Source organism: Methanofollis ethanolicus, from assembly GCF_001571385.1.
Taxonomy (GTDB): domain Archaea; phylum Halobacteriota; class Methanomicrobia; order Methanomicrobiales; family Methanofollaceae; genus Methanofollis; species Methanofollis ethanolicus.
The window spans coordinates 191,260-204,279 of record NZ_BCNW01000001.1; the positions used below are offsets into that span (position 1 = coordinate 191,260).

Annotated in this window: 19 protein-coding genes, 2 tRNA genes and 1 pseudogene; 11 read left to right on the forward strand and 11 right to left on the reverse strand. The window is 60.7% G+C overall.

Annotated elements, in window-relative coordinates; all coding sequences use genetic code 11:
• Positions 1–581: 581 nt before the first annotated feature.
• The 3 genes from MEFOE_RS00975 (at position 582) to MEFOE_RS00985 (ending at position 1,244) form a co-directional block, all read left to right on the forward strand.
• The gene (locus tag MEFOE_RS00975) at positions 582–854 is read left to right on the forward strand and encodes a hypothetical protein (RefSeq protein ID WP_067047009.1); all 273 of its coding nucleotides are present in this window, start codon (positions 582–584) and stop codon (positions 852–854) included.
• A complete protein-coding gene (locus MEFOE_RS00980; RefSeq protein WP_067047012.1) occupies positions 832–1,131 on the forward strand; it encodes a hypothetical protein in 300 nt (99 codons plus the stop codon). Before MEFOE_RS00975 ends, MEFOE_RS00980 begins: the two co-directional genes overlap by 23 nt.
• 40 nt (positions 1,132–1,171) lie before the next feature.
• Positions 1,172–1,244, forward strand: a tRNA-Asn gene (locus tag MEFOE_RS00985).
• A gap of 72 nt (positions 1,245–1,316) precedes the next feature.
• Here MEFOE_RS00985 and MEFOE_RS00990 read toward each other — a convergent pair.
• Genes MEFOE_RS00990 through MEFOE_RS13195 form a run of 6 tightly spaced genes read right to left on the reverse strand, consistent with a single transcriptional unit; the run spans position 1,317 to position 4,362 of the window.
• A complete protein-coding gene (locus tag MEFOE_RS00990; RefSeq protein WP_067047015.1) occupies positions 1,317–1,676 on the reverse strand; it encodes a DUF134 domain-containing protein in 360 nt (119 codons plus the stop codon).
• The gene (locus tag MEFOE_RS00995; protein ID WP_067047018.1) at positions 1,669–2,541 is read right to left on the reverse strand and encodes a nucleotide-binding protein; all 873 of its coding nucleotides are present in this window, start codon (positions 2,539–2,541) and stop codon (positions 1,669–1,671) included. The genes MEFOE_RS00990 and MEFOE_RS00995 overlap by 8 nt, the downstream gene beginning before the upstream one ends.
• Positions 2,538–3,389, reverse strand: coding sequence for a nucleotide-binding protein (locus tag MEFOE_RS01000; RefSeq protein WP_067047020.1), 852 nt, complete (start codon positions 3,387–3,389; stop codon positions 2,538–2,540). The genes MEFOE_RS00995 and MEFOE_RS01000 overlap by 4 nt, the downstream gene beginning before the upstream one ends.
• Before the next feature lie 10 nt (positions 3,390–3,399).
• On the reverse strand, positions 3,400–3,741 hold the full coding sequence (locus MEFOE_RS01005) for a NifB/NifX family molybdenum-iron cluster-binding protein (protein WP_235809527.1): 342 nt from the start codon (positions 3,739–3,741) through the stop codon (positions 3,400–3,402).
• Entirely contained in the window at positions 3,732–4,100 is a 369-nt protein-coding gene (locus tag MEFOE_RS01010) for a NifB/NifX family molybdenum-iron cluster-binding protein (RefSeq protein ID WP_067047025.1), read from the reverse strand. Before MEFOE_RS01010 ends, MEFOE_RS01005 begins: the two co-directional genes overlap by 10 nt.
• Positions 4,101–4,104: 4 nt before the next feature.
• A complete protein-coding gene (locus MEFOE_RS13195; protein WP_235809528.1) occupies positions 4,105–4,362 on the reverse strand; it encodes a DUF5320 domain-containing protein in 258 nt (85 codons plus the stop codon).
• A gap of 212 nt (positions 4,363–4,574) precedes the next feature.
• Here MEFOE_RS13195 and MEFOE_RS01015 point away from each other — a divergent pair.
• A tRNA-Ile gene (locus MEFOE_RS01015) sits at positions 4,575–4,646 on the forward strand.
• A 40-nt stretch (positions 4,647–4,686) separates the two neighbouring features.
• Here the strand turns inward: MEFOE_RS01015 and MEFOE_RS01020 are convergent.
• From MEFOE_RS01020 to MEFOE_RS14730, 3 genes and pseudogenes are all read right to left on the reverse strand, one after another.
• Entirely contained in the window at positions 4,687–5,196 is a 510-nt protein-coding gene (locus MEFOE_RS01020; RefSeq protein WP_067047028.1) for a hypothetical protein, read from the reverse strand.
• 425 nt (positions 5,197–5,621) lie between these two features.
• Positions 5,622–6,122 carry an EamA family transporter gene (locus MEFOE_RS01025; protein WP_394326504.1) on the reverse strand — a complete coding sequence of 167 codons (501 nt, stop codon included), beginning with the start codon at positions 6,120–6,122 and terminating at the stop codon, positions 5,622–5,624.
• 50 nt (positions 6,123–6,172) lie between these two features.
• A pseudogene (locus MEFOE_RS14730) lies at positions 6,173–6,304 on the reverse strand (hypothetical protein); the annotation flags it as partial.
• A 359-nt stretch (positions 6,305–6,663) separates the two neighbouring features.
• Between MEFOE_RS14730 and MEFOE_RS01035 the strand changes: the two are divergent.
• The 6 genes from MEFOE_RS01035 to MEFOE_RS01060 all read left to right on the forward strand — a co-directional run bounded on the left by MEFOE_RS01035 (position 6,664) and on the right by MEFOE_RS01060 (position 11,127).
• The gene (locus MEFOE_RS01035; protein ID WP_067047037.1) at positions 6,664–7,815 is read left to right on the forward strand and encodes a GAF domain-containing protein; all 1,152 of its coding nucleotides are present in this window, start codon (positions 6,664–6,666) and stop codon (positions 7,813–7,815) included.
• 9 nt (positions 7,816–7,824) lie between these two features.
• Positions 7,825–8,397 (forward strand): DUF7504 family protein, encoded by a 573-nt coding sequence (locus tag MEFOE_RS01040; protein ID WP_067047040.1) that lies wholly within the window; start codon positions 7,825–7,827, stop codon positions 8,395–8,397.
• Positions 8,398–8,452: 55 nt separating this feature from the next.
• Positions 8,453–9,436, forward strand: a complete 984-nt coding sequence (locus MEFOE_RS01045) for an AI-2E family transporter (RefSeq protein ID WP_160329463.1) — start codon at positions 8,453–8,455, stop codon at positions 9,434–9,436.
• A gap of 88 nt (positions 9,437–9,524) precedes the next feature.
• Positions 9,525–10,103, forward strand: a complete 579-nt coding sequence (locus MEFOE_RS01050; RefSeq protein WP_067047045.1) for a hypothetical protein — start codon at positions 9,525–9,527, stop codon at positions 10,101–10,103.
• An 18-nt stretch (positions 10,104–10,121) separates the two neighbouring features.
• Positions 10,122–10,370 carry a hypothetical protein gene (locus MEFOE_RS01055; protein WP_153015820.1) on the forward strand — a complete coding sequence of 83 codons (249 nt, stop codon included), beginning with the start codon at positions 10,122–10,124 and terminating at the stop codon, positions 10,368–10,370.
• 232 nt (positions 10,371–10,602) lie between these two features.
• On the forward strand, positions 10,603–11,127 hold the full coding sequence (locus MEFOE_RS01060; protein ID WP_067047051.1) for a DUF1269 domain-containing protein: 525 nt from the start codon (positions 10,603–10,605) through the stop codon (positions 11,125–11,127).
• A 40-nt stretch (positions 11,128–11,167) separates the two neighbouring features.
• Here MEFOE_RS01060 and MEFOE_RS01065 read toward each other — a convergent pair whose 3' ends face one another.
• Positions 11,168–11,707 carry a small multi-drug export protein gene (locus MEFOE_RS01065; protein ID WP_067047054.1) on the reverse strand — a complete coding sequence of 180 codons (540 nt, stop codon included), beginning with the start codon at positions 11,705–11,707 and terminating at the stop codon, positions 11,168–11,170.
• A gap of 143 nt (positions 11,708–11,850) precedes the next feature.
• Here MEFOE_RS01065 and MEFOE_RS01070 point away from each other — a divergent pair, with 143 nt between their 5' ends.
• Positions 11,851–12,402, forward strand: coding sequence for an HdeD family acid-resistance protein (locus tag MEFOE_RS01070; protein WP_067047058.1), 552 nt, complete (start codon positions 11,851–11,853; stop codon positions 12,400–12,402).
• Between the two features lie 208 nt (positions 12,403–12,610).
• On the opposite strand, the gene MEFOE_RS01075 is transcribed toward MEFOE_RS01070, so the two are convergent.
• On the reverse strand, positions 12,611–13,015 hold the full coding sequence (locus tag MEFOE_RS01075) for a hypothetical protein (RefSeq protein ID WP_067047061.1): 405 nt from the start codon (positions 13,013–13,015) through the stop codon (positions 12,611–12,613).
• Positions 13,016–13,020 lie beyond the last annotated feature (5 nt).

Below are 13,020 nucleotides of genomic sequence, written 5' to 3' on the forward strand. Positions count from 1 at the left end.
CTGGTATAACAGAGACCGTACAAATTCCGAATCATTATAAAAACCACGATTTTTTGCTTCATGGGATATCCATTCCTTCAACTCTCCGGGAATCCGGATGCCCACGCGGTAGTCAGCCTGATCAGTGGTCATTGAATGACCAATCTTCATTGTCTCAAGAGATAGGTATTATCCATGCCGATTTCCACCTCGTTTGCCAGTCGTTCGACGGAGACAAACGTATATATAACATAAACTATAAGTGACATTCATGCCCCCCACACGCGCGATATGGCGACCGAATAGCGTACACACCGATCTGGTTTGTCCATCGGTGTCTCCATCCACCGGCAGACAGGTGAGAGTATGAACGGCAAAAGAACCTGCAGTCCCCCTCACTCTGGAGACCGGATGGCTGACAAAAAAAATAGCACGACCAAAGAATTGAACGGCACTTTATCGGATTTCATTCTCCGCGCTCTCGGAGATCGCCACGAAAGATCCGGGAACTCCCGAAAACGCATCCCCTGATATCGGGTGCACCGAATTTTCCCCCATGGACGCATGAAAACTACTTCAACAAGCACGCACAAGTACGATCGATGGAGGACGCCGATAAGCAGGTCTTCAAATGGAGGTTCTGGAAACTGACGATAGTCCTGAACATCATCATCATCCTCGTCGCTCTCGCCATAGGCCTCTTCTTCAAACTGCCCCCGCCAACCGGCCCGGCGGTTGCAGCGGTGCTCATCCTCGTCGACCTCCCCCTGATCTGGTACTTCAGGAAGGACTACTACAGGACAAAGGCCTGGCTTGACGTGCATGCCGGTCCCTCCAGGAAGGAGGAGAAAGATGCTCAAAAAACTGAAGAGTGAGATCGAGCTCCTCGGCCGCCACCTCGAGGTCCTGCGGGTCGTCGCCGCACACCAGCCCATCGGGATCATGAAACTTGCCGAGGTGCTCGGCCTGCCGTACCACCGGGTGCGGTATTCTCTGCGCGTCCTGGAGGGGATGGGCTATATCAGGGCCTCTCCCGCGGGGGCGACTGTCACCGAGCGCGCCCGCGAGGACCTCGCCGATCTCGACCAGGAGATCGACGGCATGATCGCCCTTCTGGAGGGTATGCGGAACGACCCCTCCCGTAAGGTTTAATAGGAGCGGCAAGAAAGATTGTAAGGCACAATAGTGCATTGCCGCCATAACTCAGTTGGTAGAGTGGCTGGCTGTTAACCAGCATGTCACAGGTTCGAGTCCTGTTGGCGGCGTAACTTCTTTTTGTTTACATTTTTGAGAACTAAATGGGCTCACATCATCCACCTGGCTAAAAAAAAGAAAAATCACTCTTCAGGATTGTCACAGAAACTGCGGGGACATTCTGCCCCCTTTCTCCTGCATCCGGCGATCCTGATCCCTTTCCCGTTGACCAGGGCGTCGGCCACCTTCCGGCGTGCCTCGTGGAGGTCGCGCCAGAGGGTCTTCCGGGAGATGCCGAGTCTTTCGGCCGCCTCCCCCTGCTCAAGCCCTTCCAGATCGGTGAGTCTGAGGGCCTCCACCTCCTCGGGGAGGAGGAGAACGATCTCCCCCGACCTCTCACAGAGGGGGCCGAAGCAGCGGAAGGCCGTTCCCTCGGGGATCAACCGGGGAGACCGCGGCCGTCCGCGGCGGCCGCAGCACCTGCCCTGTATCTCGTCATCCATCGATCGTCAGCTCGCAAGAGAGGTGCTCGGCCATCTGATATAGGGCCTCCGACGCGGGCGACGGGGTGCGAGTGACGGGCCTGCCCGCACGCACGGCCGCGAGGACGGCCGGGTCGAAGGGGATGTGCCCGATCACGGGCAGCCCTTCCTCGCGGCAGAAGTCCTCGACCTGCCGGCAGACCGAGGGCTCAAGGTCGAATTTGTTGATTACCACAAATATCCGGAGAGAGAAGCCCCTGCAGACCGTGACCAGTCTCTTCAGGTCATGGAGGGCCGAGAGGCCGGGTTCGGTAACGGCGAGGACGGCGTTCATGCCGCTGATCGTAGAGATGAGGGGGCAGCCGATGCCTGGCGGGCCGTCGGCAAGGAGGACGCGGCTCTCCCCTGCCATCTCCTCGGCCTTCTGCCGCACTGCGTGGACGAGGAGCCCCGAGTTCCCGGCGCCGGGCGAGAGACGTGCATGAGCGAGTTTCCCGGCCCCGGTCTCGGAGCGATAGATCGTCCCGGCCCTGAAAGGTGTCATCTGCACCGCACCGGCAGGGCAGACGAGGGTGCAGACGCCGCACCCCTCGCACCTCAGGGGGTCGACGGCGCAGCTGTCCTCCTCACAGGTGATCGCATCGAAACGGCAGGCAGAGGCGCAGGCGCCGCAGGCGGTGCAGACGGCGGGATCGATCGACGCCCTCTCCAGTCCCATGAAAGGTTCCTCGTCGAGGGGCCTCGGGTCCAGGAAGAGTTCGAGGTTGGCCGCGTCGACGTCGCAGTCGGCGAGCACCTTCGGTACCGTGAGGAGGTCGGTGAGGGCGGCGGCGACCATCGTCTTCCCTGTCCCTCCTTTCCCGCTCACGACCGCGATCCGGATCATTCTTTCACCCCGCAGAGGCGCACGGCGTCGGCGTACAGGGCGGAGAACTTTTCCGTGAAACCCGGCAGGTCACGGGCGACGAGGCCGCCCCTGTTCTGGACCGCAGCGATCTCGCGGCCAAAGGGGATGGTCATGAGAACGGGGAGGTCGTGCTCACGGCAGAAGGCGGTTGCCACCTCGTCCCGACCATCGCTCCTGTTGATCACGACGCCGGCCGGTATGGAGAGCATCCTCACGGCCTCGACGGCAAGGGCGAGGTCATGGAGCCCTGATGGCGTCGATTCCGTCACCAGGATGCAGAGATCGCAGCCTGTGATCGTCTCTATCACCGCACAGGCGACACCGGGGGAGGCGTCCTGGATGATCAGGGGGTGCTCCCCGGCGGCCGCACGCGCCGCACGCACGACACCGGGTGCCTGAACTTCTCCTTCGTTCAGGAAGCCGGAGACGAGGGTGAGGCCGGGCAGGGGGTGTGCCGTGCTGACTTTTCCGATCGCCCGTCCGGTTTCGGTGACGGCACCTTCCGGGCAGACGATCCGGCACCCGCCGCAGGAGTGACAGAGTTCCGCAAAGAAGAGGACGCGGTCGCGGAGGACGGTGATCGCGCCGTACCGGCAGAATTTCCCGCATGCACCGCACTGTGTGCAGAGGGCCGGGTCGAAGACCGGGTTCTCGGCTGTCACCGCCTCGTCGACAGTCTCCGCCGGGAAAAAGAGGTGGAGGTTCGGTTCCTCCACGTCGCAGTCGACGAGGGCGACCTCCCGGTCGCGAGAGAGGACATAGCCGAGGTTTGCGGCTACCATCGTCTTCCCGGTGCCACCTTTTCCGCTCGCAACGACGATCTTCATGGCGGTCGGGTCAGAGGAGGGACGGGAGTTCACCGGCGAGGAAGGCCGCGAGCGCTGCGGAGACGGTGCCCTGTCCCTTGAAGGCGCAGGCCCTGATACCTGATGCCTGAATGGCGCTCGCTGCGTTGCCGCCGACCTGCCCGGTGACGAGGGCGGTGGCGCCGTGGTCGAGGACGGTCTGGACCGCACGCGGACCGACGCCGCCCTGCGCATCTGCGAACGGGTTTTTCACCGCCTCAAATGTTCCTTTCTCCGTGTCGGCAAAGACGAAGTACGGGGCCCTGCCAAAACGCGGCTGGACCTGGGCGCCCGAATCAGGGCCGTCTGCCGTGATGCAGACGATCAATGACATCCCCCATCGCAGTTTTCGTGCTCTTCGGCGCCGTGGGTGCAGGAACTTTCCCCTGGTGCGAGTTTTCCGGCGGCATAGGCTGCGGCGACTTCCTCGACCGGACCGGAGGCCCCGAGGAAGACCTCGATCCCGTTCTGGCAGAAGAGGTCGACGGCCCGTGGCCCCATCCCGCCGGCGACCACGGTATTGACGCCGTGTTCGGCAAGATAACTGGGGAGGAAACCGGGCTCGTGTCCGGGGTTCGCAAGGTCGGGAAGCCGGGATGCAGACCCTTCGTTTACATCAAAAAGTGCATAGGCTTCGCAGTGGCCGAAATGGCCGGACACGAAGTCTCCATCGAGTGCAATCGCAAGTTTCATCTTTTCACCACCTGCCGGGACGGCGACCTCTCATGCCGTTGCCGTGGCCTCTGCCGCACCCGCACGGGATGCCGCCTCTTCCAAGGCCGTAAAGAACGTTGTTCTGCTCCGGTGCGGTCGCATCTCCGGACTCCACCGGGGCCGGGCGTGCCGTCATGCACGGACCGCGGCGACCCCCTGTCATCTGGCCGCATCCCCGCGGCCCTGTTCCATCATATCCTGGCATGTCGTTCACCATACCCTTGCAGGCAATAGTACTCATATGCGCACAATACATGAAACCTGTGGTCGGGGCAAGATCGGGGACGTGCGGCGATCAGAGCATACCGGAAGAGAGAGGGGACGGAGAAATCGTGCCTGATCGAAACGTCAGGGAGAACGCACGCAGATTTAATATGGTCTGGGGGTGACTGATATACTACACGGGAGGCATTCCCCGATACAGGGGGCATCCCGAGAAGAACCCGTGCACGCGGGCCCGTAGCTTAGTGGTGGAGCGCCCGGCTCATAACCGGGTGGCCGTGGGTTCGAATCCCTCCGGGCCCATTCCATTTTCTGAAAAGAGCAATGACAGGAGCCGCGGCTCTCACGCTGCCGCGGGGAGCGACACCTCAAGCACCTCTGCAAGTTCCCGGAGGGCCGCCTTCTCCTTCTCGCTGACGCGGGCGCCGCCAATGCCGAGGAAACCGCCTTCCCTGCTCGCCTCGGCGACGGCATGACCGATGCCAAGGAGCCACTTCCTGAACCCCGCTGCCTCGCCGGGCGTCGTCCTTGCCGCCAGGATGGGGCCGATGCCGCGGAGGCCCTCCAGGATCCGCGCCCTGATCTCTTCGGGCCTCCCCTCGGTAAAGTCCTCGCTGCCGGGAAGGTGCTCTTTCCTCTCCGACATCTCCCTGAGGTCGGCGACCAGCGACCCGACCAGTTCCTTCGCTTCCGGCGGGACGTCGAGTCTGTCGAAGGCCCGGGACAGGGCCTTCAACTCCCGGAGAATGCCGGTGAAGTCGGGATCGGCGAGCATCACGGAGAAACCCGCGGCGACAGGCGCCTGCAGGAGGCGGCCCCATTCTGCAGTGGTGAAGTCCGCTTTTGTCGTCATGGTCGGTCCATCCTCCCCGGGACAGGCATACCGGCCCGGGGTCTGTCATGCCCTCCGGGGGCCCGATCCCATATGAGAGTATCGGCGGGTCCGGGAAAAAAGTGGAATAGAATATTTTCGGGGCTTTGTAGAAATCCTCCTCCATCGGTTGATAGTGCGTGCCGGTCCTCTGCCTTCCCGTTCGCCGGGGGATTTTTGCCCCCGGACCCCCGCGCGAGGATTGGTCCCGGGAAGAAAAGGTCGGAGTCCTGGAGGAGGAGGCCATCCCTGCCCCTATCGTAATGGCAGGGGGTATGGGGGGCGGCAGCCCCCCTGGACCAGGCACTTCTGAACAGGATTTTTTTCCCCTATCACTTCAGGAAGTACTTTCCCGCAAGGGTTTCTACAGAGCCATTTTCGGCAGGATATGAAGACATCCCCGACAATTACGACTTCATCTCCGGGTCGGCCCAGACGTTCGCGAGCACCACCCCGGCAATGATCAGGAGACTCCCGACCGCATGGTTGGAGAGGAACGCCTCATGGAGTACCAGCACGCCTGCAAGGATAGAGACGACGACAGAGAGGTTCTGGATGATCCCCACCTTCGCCGCCTCCAGGTCCTTCGGGCTGTACATTGCGAGAAAAGACGTCCCGACAGAGGTAAAGAGGCCGAGATAGAGGAGGTCCATCATGAAACCCGGGTCCCCGAGCAACAGGGCCGCTCCGCCTGCGTCCAGACCCTCGCACACGATGGCCGCCGCCACAAACGCGACACACCCGCAGAGCACCATCCTGAAGGTGAGGCTGACAGGGTCGAGAGTATACGGGTGAGCCTCCGCCCGAGGACGATGTACAGGGATGTCGTAAGAGCAGAGAGCAGGGTCAGGACCATCCCCGTCCAGCTGGTGCCGCCTCCGTTGTTCCCGCCCATAGAGAAGAGGCACACGATCCCGGCGATCGAGATGAAGAAGGCGAGGAACTGTTTCGCATTCACGTGTTCCCCCAGCAGCAGGAGACCGAGGACGTCCACGAAGACGGGTACGAAGGCGGAGATGATCCCGGCCTCTGACGACGATATGGAGAGCAGCCCGAAAGCCTGAAGGGAGAAAAAGAGGACAGGCTGGATGAGAGAGAGAGGACCAGGAGGTCCCGGATCGCATCTGCCCTGATGCGAACCGCGATGACGCCTGCCGCAAGCAGCACCAGCATAAAAGCAAAAGAAAGGGCAAAGCGGAAGGCAAGAGTCGTGAAGGGCTCTGCAGCCCCAGAGATTCCTTGACGAAGAGGAAACTCAGGCCGATAAAAAAGGTGTTGACAACAGCGGCGATATACGCGTATGTCCGTTGCTGCATGAAATACCCGTACAATTTCGAGAACTGATCTGATACGTGTTGCGGGGACAGGGAGGGATTTCCTGACCCGTACACGCACAAAGAAAGGGAAAAACAGCAGGAGTTATATAACAGGGACTCCTCATTCATTTCTGTGAACGGAAGAGACGTATGCCTCGATGCCGACCTCTACGAGGCCGTTTTCGACGCCACCGGCGACGGACTTGTCATTGCCGACCGTTCCTCCACAATCATCAGGGCAAACCGCAGATTTTTCAGGATGACGAGGTACGGGCGGTCAGAGATCGAGGGGGCGATGTCATGGTCACAGATCGCGGAGGGTGGAGACCTCCCGGCCCTTGCCGTGACCGGAACGGCACCAGCCATAAGGGAAATGCGTCTGCAACGGAAAGACGGTTCTTTTATCGACGCCGCCGTCACGGTCAGGACTATCCCCGGCCGTGACCTCTTCATTGTCTCGGTTCTCGACATCACCGGAAAAAAACAGGTGACCCACGCTCTCCACAGGCGGGACGCAATTCTTGAGGCGATCAGTACCATGGCCGGCCGTTTCCTCGCGACGCGCACCTGGGAGGAGGAGATCCCCGGGGCCCTCCGCGGACTCTGCACGGCAACCAATGTCCACCGCGTCTACCTCTTCGAGAACACCACAGACCAGGAGACCGGCGAGACCCTCATGACAGGCCGGTACGAATGGACCAGAGAGGGGAGAGGAGGCGAGATCGCCACCACCAGGCGTCGAGGGCTCTCCTACCAGAAGGCCGGAGTCGGGGCATGGGAGACGGACCTCAGGAACGGAAAGACCGTCTTTTCCGACATCAGGACCGCCGAAAATGATGAAAGGTGGAACATGGAGGCGCTCGGGGTTCAATCGTTTGTCATCGTCCCGATACATGTCGGGGGTCGGTGGTGGGGGTTCATAGGCTTTGACGAGACGCGGGAGGAGAGGCGCTGGACCGAGGTCGAGATCGACGCACTCGAGGCTGCGGCAGGTATCATAGGGTCTGCGATCCGCCGGCAGGAGACAGAAGAGGCGATGCTCGCCTACATCACCGAGTCGGCACTCAGACTCAAAAACCCGGTCATCCTCCTCAGGGAGAATTTCGAGGCGATCCACGACGATATCAGGGACGAAACCGTTCCGAAGGAGGAGATCCTCACCCAGATCAGGGTCCAGATCGCGGCGGCCGACCAGATCGCCGAGAACCTTCGCGAGCTCAACGCTTCCATCGCCGAGGGGCGGCGAGAGATCCCCGACGCATTCCGTCATTTCTTGCGGAGGTAGGAGAGAGGTGTGAGCGCCCTCGACATCACGCCCGACAATCCCCGGATCGTCCTGGTCCTCTCGCCTGCACGCCCGGCCAGGGAGAGCAATCTGGCCGTTGTCAGGGAGGTCACGGGGGAAGGCGTACGCGTCGTCGTCGTCACCGTCAACCAGCCAGCCCGCTCTCTTGCCGGACATTACCTGAAAAACGGCATTGATATGACCACAGTCCGCTTCATCGACACAGTCACGAAGTACGCCGGCGGCGACGCCGCGGAGGACATGCCCGGAAGCGTCTTCCTCCACCGTCCCGACGACCTCACCGGCCTCTCCATCGCCATAACAGGAGTCCTGAAAGACCCGGGCGAGCAAAAGATATGCATCATCGTCGATTCCGTCAATGCGATGCTCATCTATATCTCCTCCGCGGATCTTCTGAAGTTCATCCACTATCTCGCGAGCAAGCTGAAGATCCTGGAGATCTCGGGCATCTTCCTCGCCATGGAGTCAGGCCTCGACCCTGCCCTTCTGGCACGGCTGACAGCCATCTCGGATGACGTCATCGAGATTGGCGGGGCGCTGGAAGATCCGCGACAGGCATAAATATCGCGCTCACGTCCATGACGGCCATGCACCGGGCACGCGGGGGGAAGACCGGATGAGCGCCGGCGTCATATGGAGCCCTGCGGGAATGGTCCTCATCTGCGGGGCCGCCTTTGTTATCGTGGCCGCTGGCATGCACGCCGGCGCAGACCTGCTCAACCCGGTCCTCTTTGCACTTCTCATCGCCGTCCTCGCGGCGCCGCTCCAGATAAGGCTTATGAAAAAAGGGATGCCACGGGGAGCAGCCATACTCACTGTGATGGGAGTGATCGTCCTCTTCTGCGCTTTTCTTCTCTGGGTGCTCTCCACTTTCCTCGTGCAGATGGGGGAGGCCCTGCCCGCCTACCAGGAGATGATCGATGTACAGATCGAGCGAGTCGTGTCACTCTTCCCGGGGACAGGGATCTCGGCAGGAGATTTTCCAGCCATCCCTGGAGATTCGCTCTTCCGCCCTTCTATTGTGAGCGTTCTTGCGGGTCTCGCCACCCTGCTCGCCGAATTTTTCCTGGTCCTGGTGATCACCGCCTTCCTCCTCCCCGCGGCCGGGGAAGGGTCGGTGTTCGGGCGGTACTCCGATGTGATCGCCAGACACTTCACCGCGAGGGGCCGGGCCGCCCTGGCCACCGGGGTCGGGACAGGTCTCTTCCTCCTTCTGATCGGGGTCGATTTTCCCCTGCTCTGGGGCGTGCTCATCTTCATCCTCTGCTTTATCCCGTTCATCGGGATCTGGATCGCGGCCGTCCCTCCTATCGGGATGGCATGGCTGGAGTACGGGACGGCGGGTGCGGTCGCGGTCGTCGGCGGCATCGCCGCGATCACTATCCTTGCAGAAAGGGGCTTCGTCACACCCGAATCTGCAAAAGTCCCGGGTCTGTCCCCTGCCATCACCATCGTCTCCCTCTTTTTCTGGACCTGGGTGCTCGGCATCCCGGGCATGTTTCTTGCTGTGCCTCTTACCCTCGCCGCAAAAACCCTGCTTGAATTATCGGACGATACACGCTGGCTCGCACGGCTGATGGAAACGGAAAGTCCTGAATAATGGAGAAATCAGGCATTTGCACGGATCTCGACCGGCGACCGGCAGATATAAATCGTGATTTATATATCATGTGTCGCCGTGTGGTACTATGGTCACCCGTGAAGAAATTTATACTGAATCCAGGCGGGAGATTGCAGACAGTCTTCCGAAGATCATCGTTGAGATCGTCATTGCCTTTCTGATCTGGCTTTTCGCCGTCTATATCTTCATTCCTCTTGCAGGATCGCTCGGCGACCCGACATTTCTCGGCCTGATCGGGCTCCAGCCGCTGATATCGGCGATCGTGATCGTCGCCCTGATCATCGTCTTCCTGGCCATCCTCAAGGAGATCATCGACGTCACCAATGCCGTCGCCGGGTATGCGACGCTCGCGTTCTCGAAGGGGGAGGTCTCCGAGGCAAAGCTGGAGAGATACCAGACAGGGTTCAGGCTCATCGGCTACGTGCTCCTCGCCGTCCTCGCGTACCTTTTCTTCCTGCCCCTGATCGCAGGGGTACTCGGCGTGCTCGCCGGCGTGGTCCTGGTCCTCCTGGTCATCTGGGCGATCATCGTCCTCTTCCAGGCAGGACGGATCTTCTCGGTCGAGATCGAGCAGAAGGCCGTGGATTTTTCAAAGAGGGTTGAAAAACTAAAGGAGGCCACACCAGAGGAGGAGGAGAAGACCTGATCAGGCACAGGGCCGAATATGAAACCATTTCCCATTTTTACCGTTCTCCTGGTACTCGTGATCACGCTCGTCGTCTTCGTGCCCCATTTTCCGTATCTGATCGAGGCGGCAGCGGCAGGGCTCGGAGTCACGGACGACCAGGCGCTCGGGGCCTTCGTCGTCGCCATGCTCATCGCCGCGATACTCCTCTCCGTCCTTGCCGTCAGGGAGATCTGCGACCTTGTACGCTGCCAGGTCGCACGAGAGAGAAGGGCCGGGCGCACCTGAGGAGAGGGCGGGAGACGGGAATGACCAGGCAGCCGTTCTCCTTCCACCTGCTTGCAAAACCTGCCGGCGACCGGCGAGGCAAAGACCGGGCGGAACGACCCCTGTCCCTGCGGGAGGCGGTGAAGAGAGGGGGGCTTCAGAGGGATCACGGGGTTTTTATACCGTCTGTCCCATTCGGAGTATCGGTCCGGGATCTTCCGGGCTGACGAAAATAACACGAGGGGGACAAATCATGAGTGATCTGGTTGTCGTCGGATTTGACGACGAAAAAACCGCGTTTAAGGTCAGGGACAAACTCGCACGGATGAGCAAAGAGCATCTGGTCGGGCTCGAAGACCTGGTCGTGGTGGTCCGCCACCAGGACGGGAAGACGGACATCAAGCAGTCGACGAGTCTTGCCGGGATAGGTGCGCTGAGCGGGAGTTTCTGGGGCCTGCTCATCGGGCTGATCTTTTTTGTGCCGGTCCTCGGGCTTGCGATCGGCGCGATCGCCGGGGCTATCGCCGGCCACTTTGCAGACTACGGCATCGACGACAAATTCATCAAGGACGTTTCCGAGACAGTGAAGCCCGGCAACTCGGCGGTCTTCATGCTGATCAAGGAGGTGACGCCGGATAAGTTCCTCACGGAGATGGCGGAGTTCAAGGGCACGGTTATCAGGACGTCCATGACCGCGGAGAACGAGGCAAAACTGAAGGAGGCCTTCGGCGAGGAGGCTCCGGCGGAGAAGGAGAAGGTCGCGGCACCGGCGATGTGAGAGTGGCCCGAGAACCCCACTATTTTTCGTCCACCGCTCATCAAAAGACGATTTTAAGGACACCGATCTTCATGAGCATGAGGACCAGGCAGATCCCGATCCAGCCGAGGGTGATGAAAAGGAGAGAGAGGTGACGGTCCCACTGGAGAATCCATGCAATGACGACGCTCGAGTACAGCCCGATGATGGGGAATACCGGGAGGAAGAGGAGAGTATAGACGCCATATTTTGAGAGATATTTCATTGTCTGCATCTTTTTTTCGGTTTTTTCAAGCATGGCCCGGACCCGCGCCGACTGTATCGCGAAGGTGTCGCAGGTCTCGAAGATCGCGAGCACGGCGCCGACCTCGACGAGGGTCATGACCGCAAGGATCATGGCCGGGCGGAGGCCCATCGCAACACCGACGAAGACGGCGTTCGCCTGGAGGAGGAGAGTGGAGGAGATCAGGCCGAGCACCACGCCCGGCGGGACGGAGAGGGCGAAGCCGAGAAGGAGGGGGAGGAGCAGGGCGAAGACAACGACGATCAGTATGACCTTTGACGTCTGCCTGAGCAAGGTGAAGAGATGGTCGGGATTCATGGCGCGGGCCCCGGACAGGAAGGAGAGAAACTCCTCCAGGTCCCTGGTGTTTCCCCATGGCTCTCTGCCCGGAGATATAGGTTGGGGTGCGGGAGGACGAAAGGAATATAATCGCACAGGGTTTCCTAACCCCTGGTGTCATCATGAACGGTGAAACGATCCGTGCCGATATCGTGGTCGCGGAGGAAACTATTCCCTGGTGGCTTGTCCTCCTCCAGGGCATCATCGCCCTCATCTTCGGGCTGGTCCTGCTCGCATGGCCGGCGCAGACTCTCGTGGTGCTGGTCACCTTCCTCGGGATCTACTGGATGATCATGGGCATCGTCGCTCTTGTCGGTATGTTCTTCGGCGGGGAGCACGGGATATGGACGGTCGTCTTCGCCCTCCTCGGCATTATCGCCGGCATCGTGGTGCTGGCGTATCCCCTGTACAGCACGGCCATCGTTTCTTCGTTCCTGGCGATCCTCATCGGTATCCTGGGGATCGTCATGGGGGCGGCGGCCCTCGTGCAGGGCATGACCGGCGGCGGGTGGGCGCCGGCACTCCTCGGCGTCCTCAGCATGATGCTCGGCATTGTCCTGCTCGCAAACCCCTTTTTCACCGTCGCATCCCTGGTGCTGCTCCTCGGGATCCTGGCGATCATCGGTGGGGTGAGCGCGATGGTCTTCTCCTTCCGCCTGCGTGCGGCAGGGTGAGAGAGGAGGATATAGATCTCGTACTCCCCGCTCCGGGTATCCCCCCTATCCTGGAGGGATATGGAGAGGAACGAGAAACTGATCGAATACCCGCCCGGGACGATGGGCCGGTAGGTGCTGGTCAGCGGGGAGAGGATCGATGACCACGAGGTCGAGATCAGGATGGCCCTCGCCCGGCAGTAGGCCGGGGAGACCACCCCTTTTTTCCCTATCCGGGTACTCCGAACGCATCTTTCGTGCCGGGCATCAGGCAGTAGATGAGGATGATACCGTTGATCAGGAGTGCAGGCGCCATCGCCTCCCAGGTGGAGGCACCAAGGACCGAAAGGAGTGCCAGGACAAGGTTCAGGATCGAGAGGAGGACGACAAAGACCCATCCCTGCGGGTCGAGGTTCCAGAGCATCCGAAAGACCCAGAGATAGATGAGCGCAAGCATGCCCCAGAGGATCGCCCCGAGAAGGTCGAAGGTGAAGAAACGCACCGGCCCCAGGGTGACCGGGAGAAGGTGCAGCATCTGCAAGGTATAGACCACGGCCTGGATTGCCGCAAGAACGGCCAGGAACGCGAGGACAGTAATACCAAATGGTCGGTTTCGTGCCATGACAACAATCATCTCCA

Coding starts and splice junctions, on each gene's coding strand:
- MEFOE_RS00975 (WP_067047009.1), top strand. CDS start 582: ATGGAGGACGCCGATAAGCAGGTCTTCAAATGGAGGTTCTGGAAACTG.
- MEFOE_RS00980 (WP_067047012.1), top strand. CDS start 832: ATGCTCAAAAAACTGAAGAGTGAGATCGAGCTCCTCGGCCGCCACCTC.
- MEFOE_RS00990 (WP_067047015.1), bottom strand. CDS start 1,676: ATGGATGACGAGATACAGGGCAGGTGCTGCGGCCGCCGCGGACGGCCG.
- MEFOE_RS00995 (WP_067047018.1), bottom strand. CDS start 2,541: ATGATCCGGATCGCGGTCGTGAGCGGGAAAGGAGGGACAGGGAAGACG.
- MEFOE_RS01000 (WP_067047020.1), bottom strand. CDS start 3,389: ATGAAGATCGTCGTTGCGAGCGGAAAAGGTGGCACCGGGAAGACGATG.
- MEFOE_RS01005 (WP_235809527.1), bottom strand. CDS start 3,741: ATGTCATTGATCGTCTGCATCACGGCAGACGGCCCTGATTCGGGCGCC.
- MEFOE_RS01010 (WP_067047025.1), bottom strand. CDS start 4,100: ATGAAACTTGCGATTGCACTCGATGGAGACTTCGTGTCCGGCCATTTC.
- MEFOE_RS13195 (WP_235809528.1), bottom strand. CDS start 4,362: ATGAGTACTATTGCCTGCAAGGGTATGGTGAACGACATGCCAGGATAT.
- MEFOE_RS01020 (WP_067047028.1), bottom strand. CDS start 5,196: ATGACGACAAAAGCGGACTTCACCACTGCAGAATGGGGCCGCCTCCTG.
- MEFOE_RS01045 (WP_160329463.1), top strand. CDS start 8,453: ATGAGCGCCGGCGTCATATGGAGCCCTGCGGGAATGGTCCTCATCTGC.
- MEFOE_RS01050 (WP_067047045.1), top strand. CDS start 9,525: ATGGTCACCCGTGAAGAAATTTATACTGAATCCAGGCGGGAGATTGCA.
- MEFOE_RS01055 (WP_153015820.1), top strand. CDS start 10,122: ATGAAACCATTTCCCATTTTTACCGTTCTCCTGGTACTCGTGATCACG.
- MEFOE_RS01060 (WP_067047051.1), top strand. CDS start 10,603: ATGAGTGATCTGGTTGTCGTCGGATTTGACGACGAAAAAACCGCGTTT.
- MEFOE_RS01065 (WP_067047054.1), bottom strand. CDS start 11,707: ATGAATCCCGACCATCTCTTCACCTTGCTCAGGCAGACGTCAAAGGTC.
- MEFOE_RS01070 (WP_067047058.1), top strand. CDS start 11,851: ATGAACGGTGAAACGATCCGTGCCGATATCGTGGTCGCGGAGGAAACT.
- MEFOE_RS01075 (WP_067047061.1), bottom strand. CDS start 13,015: ATGATTGTTGTCATGGCACGAAACCGACCATTTGGTATTACTGTCCTC.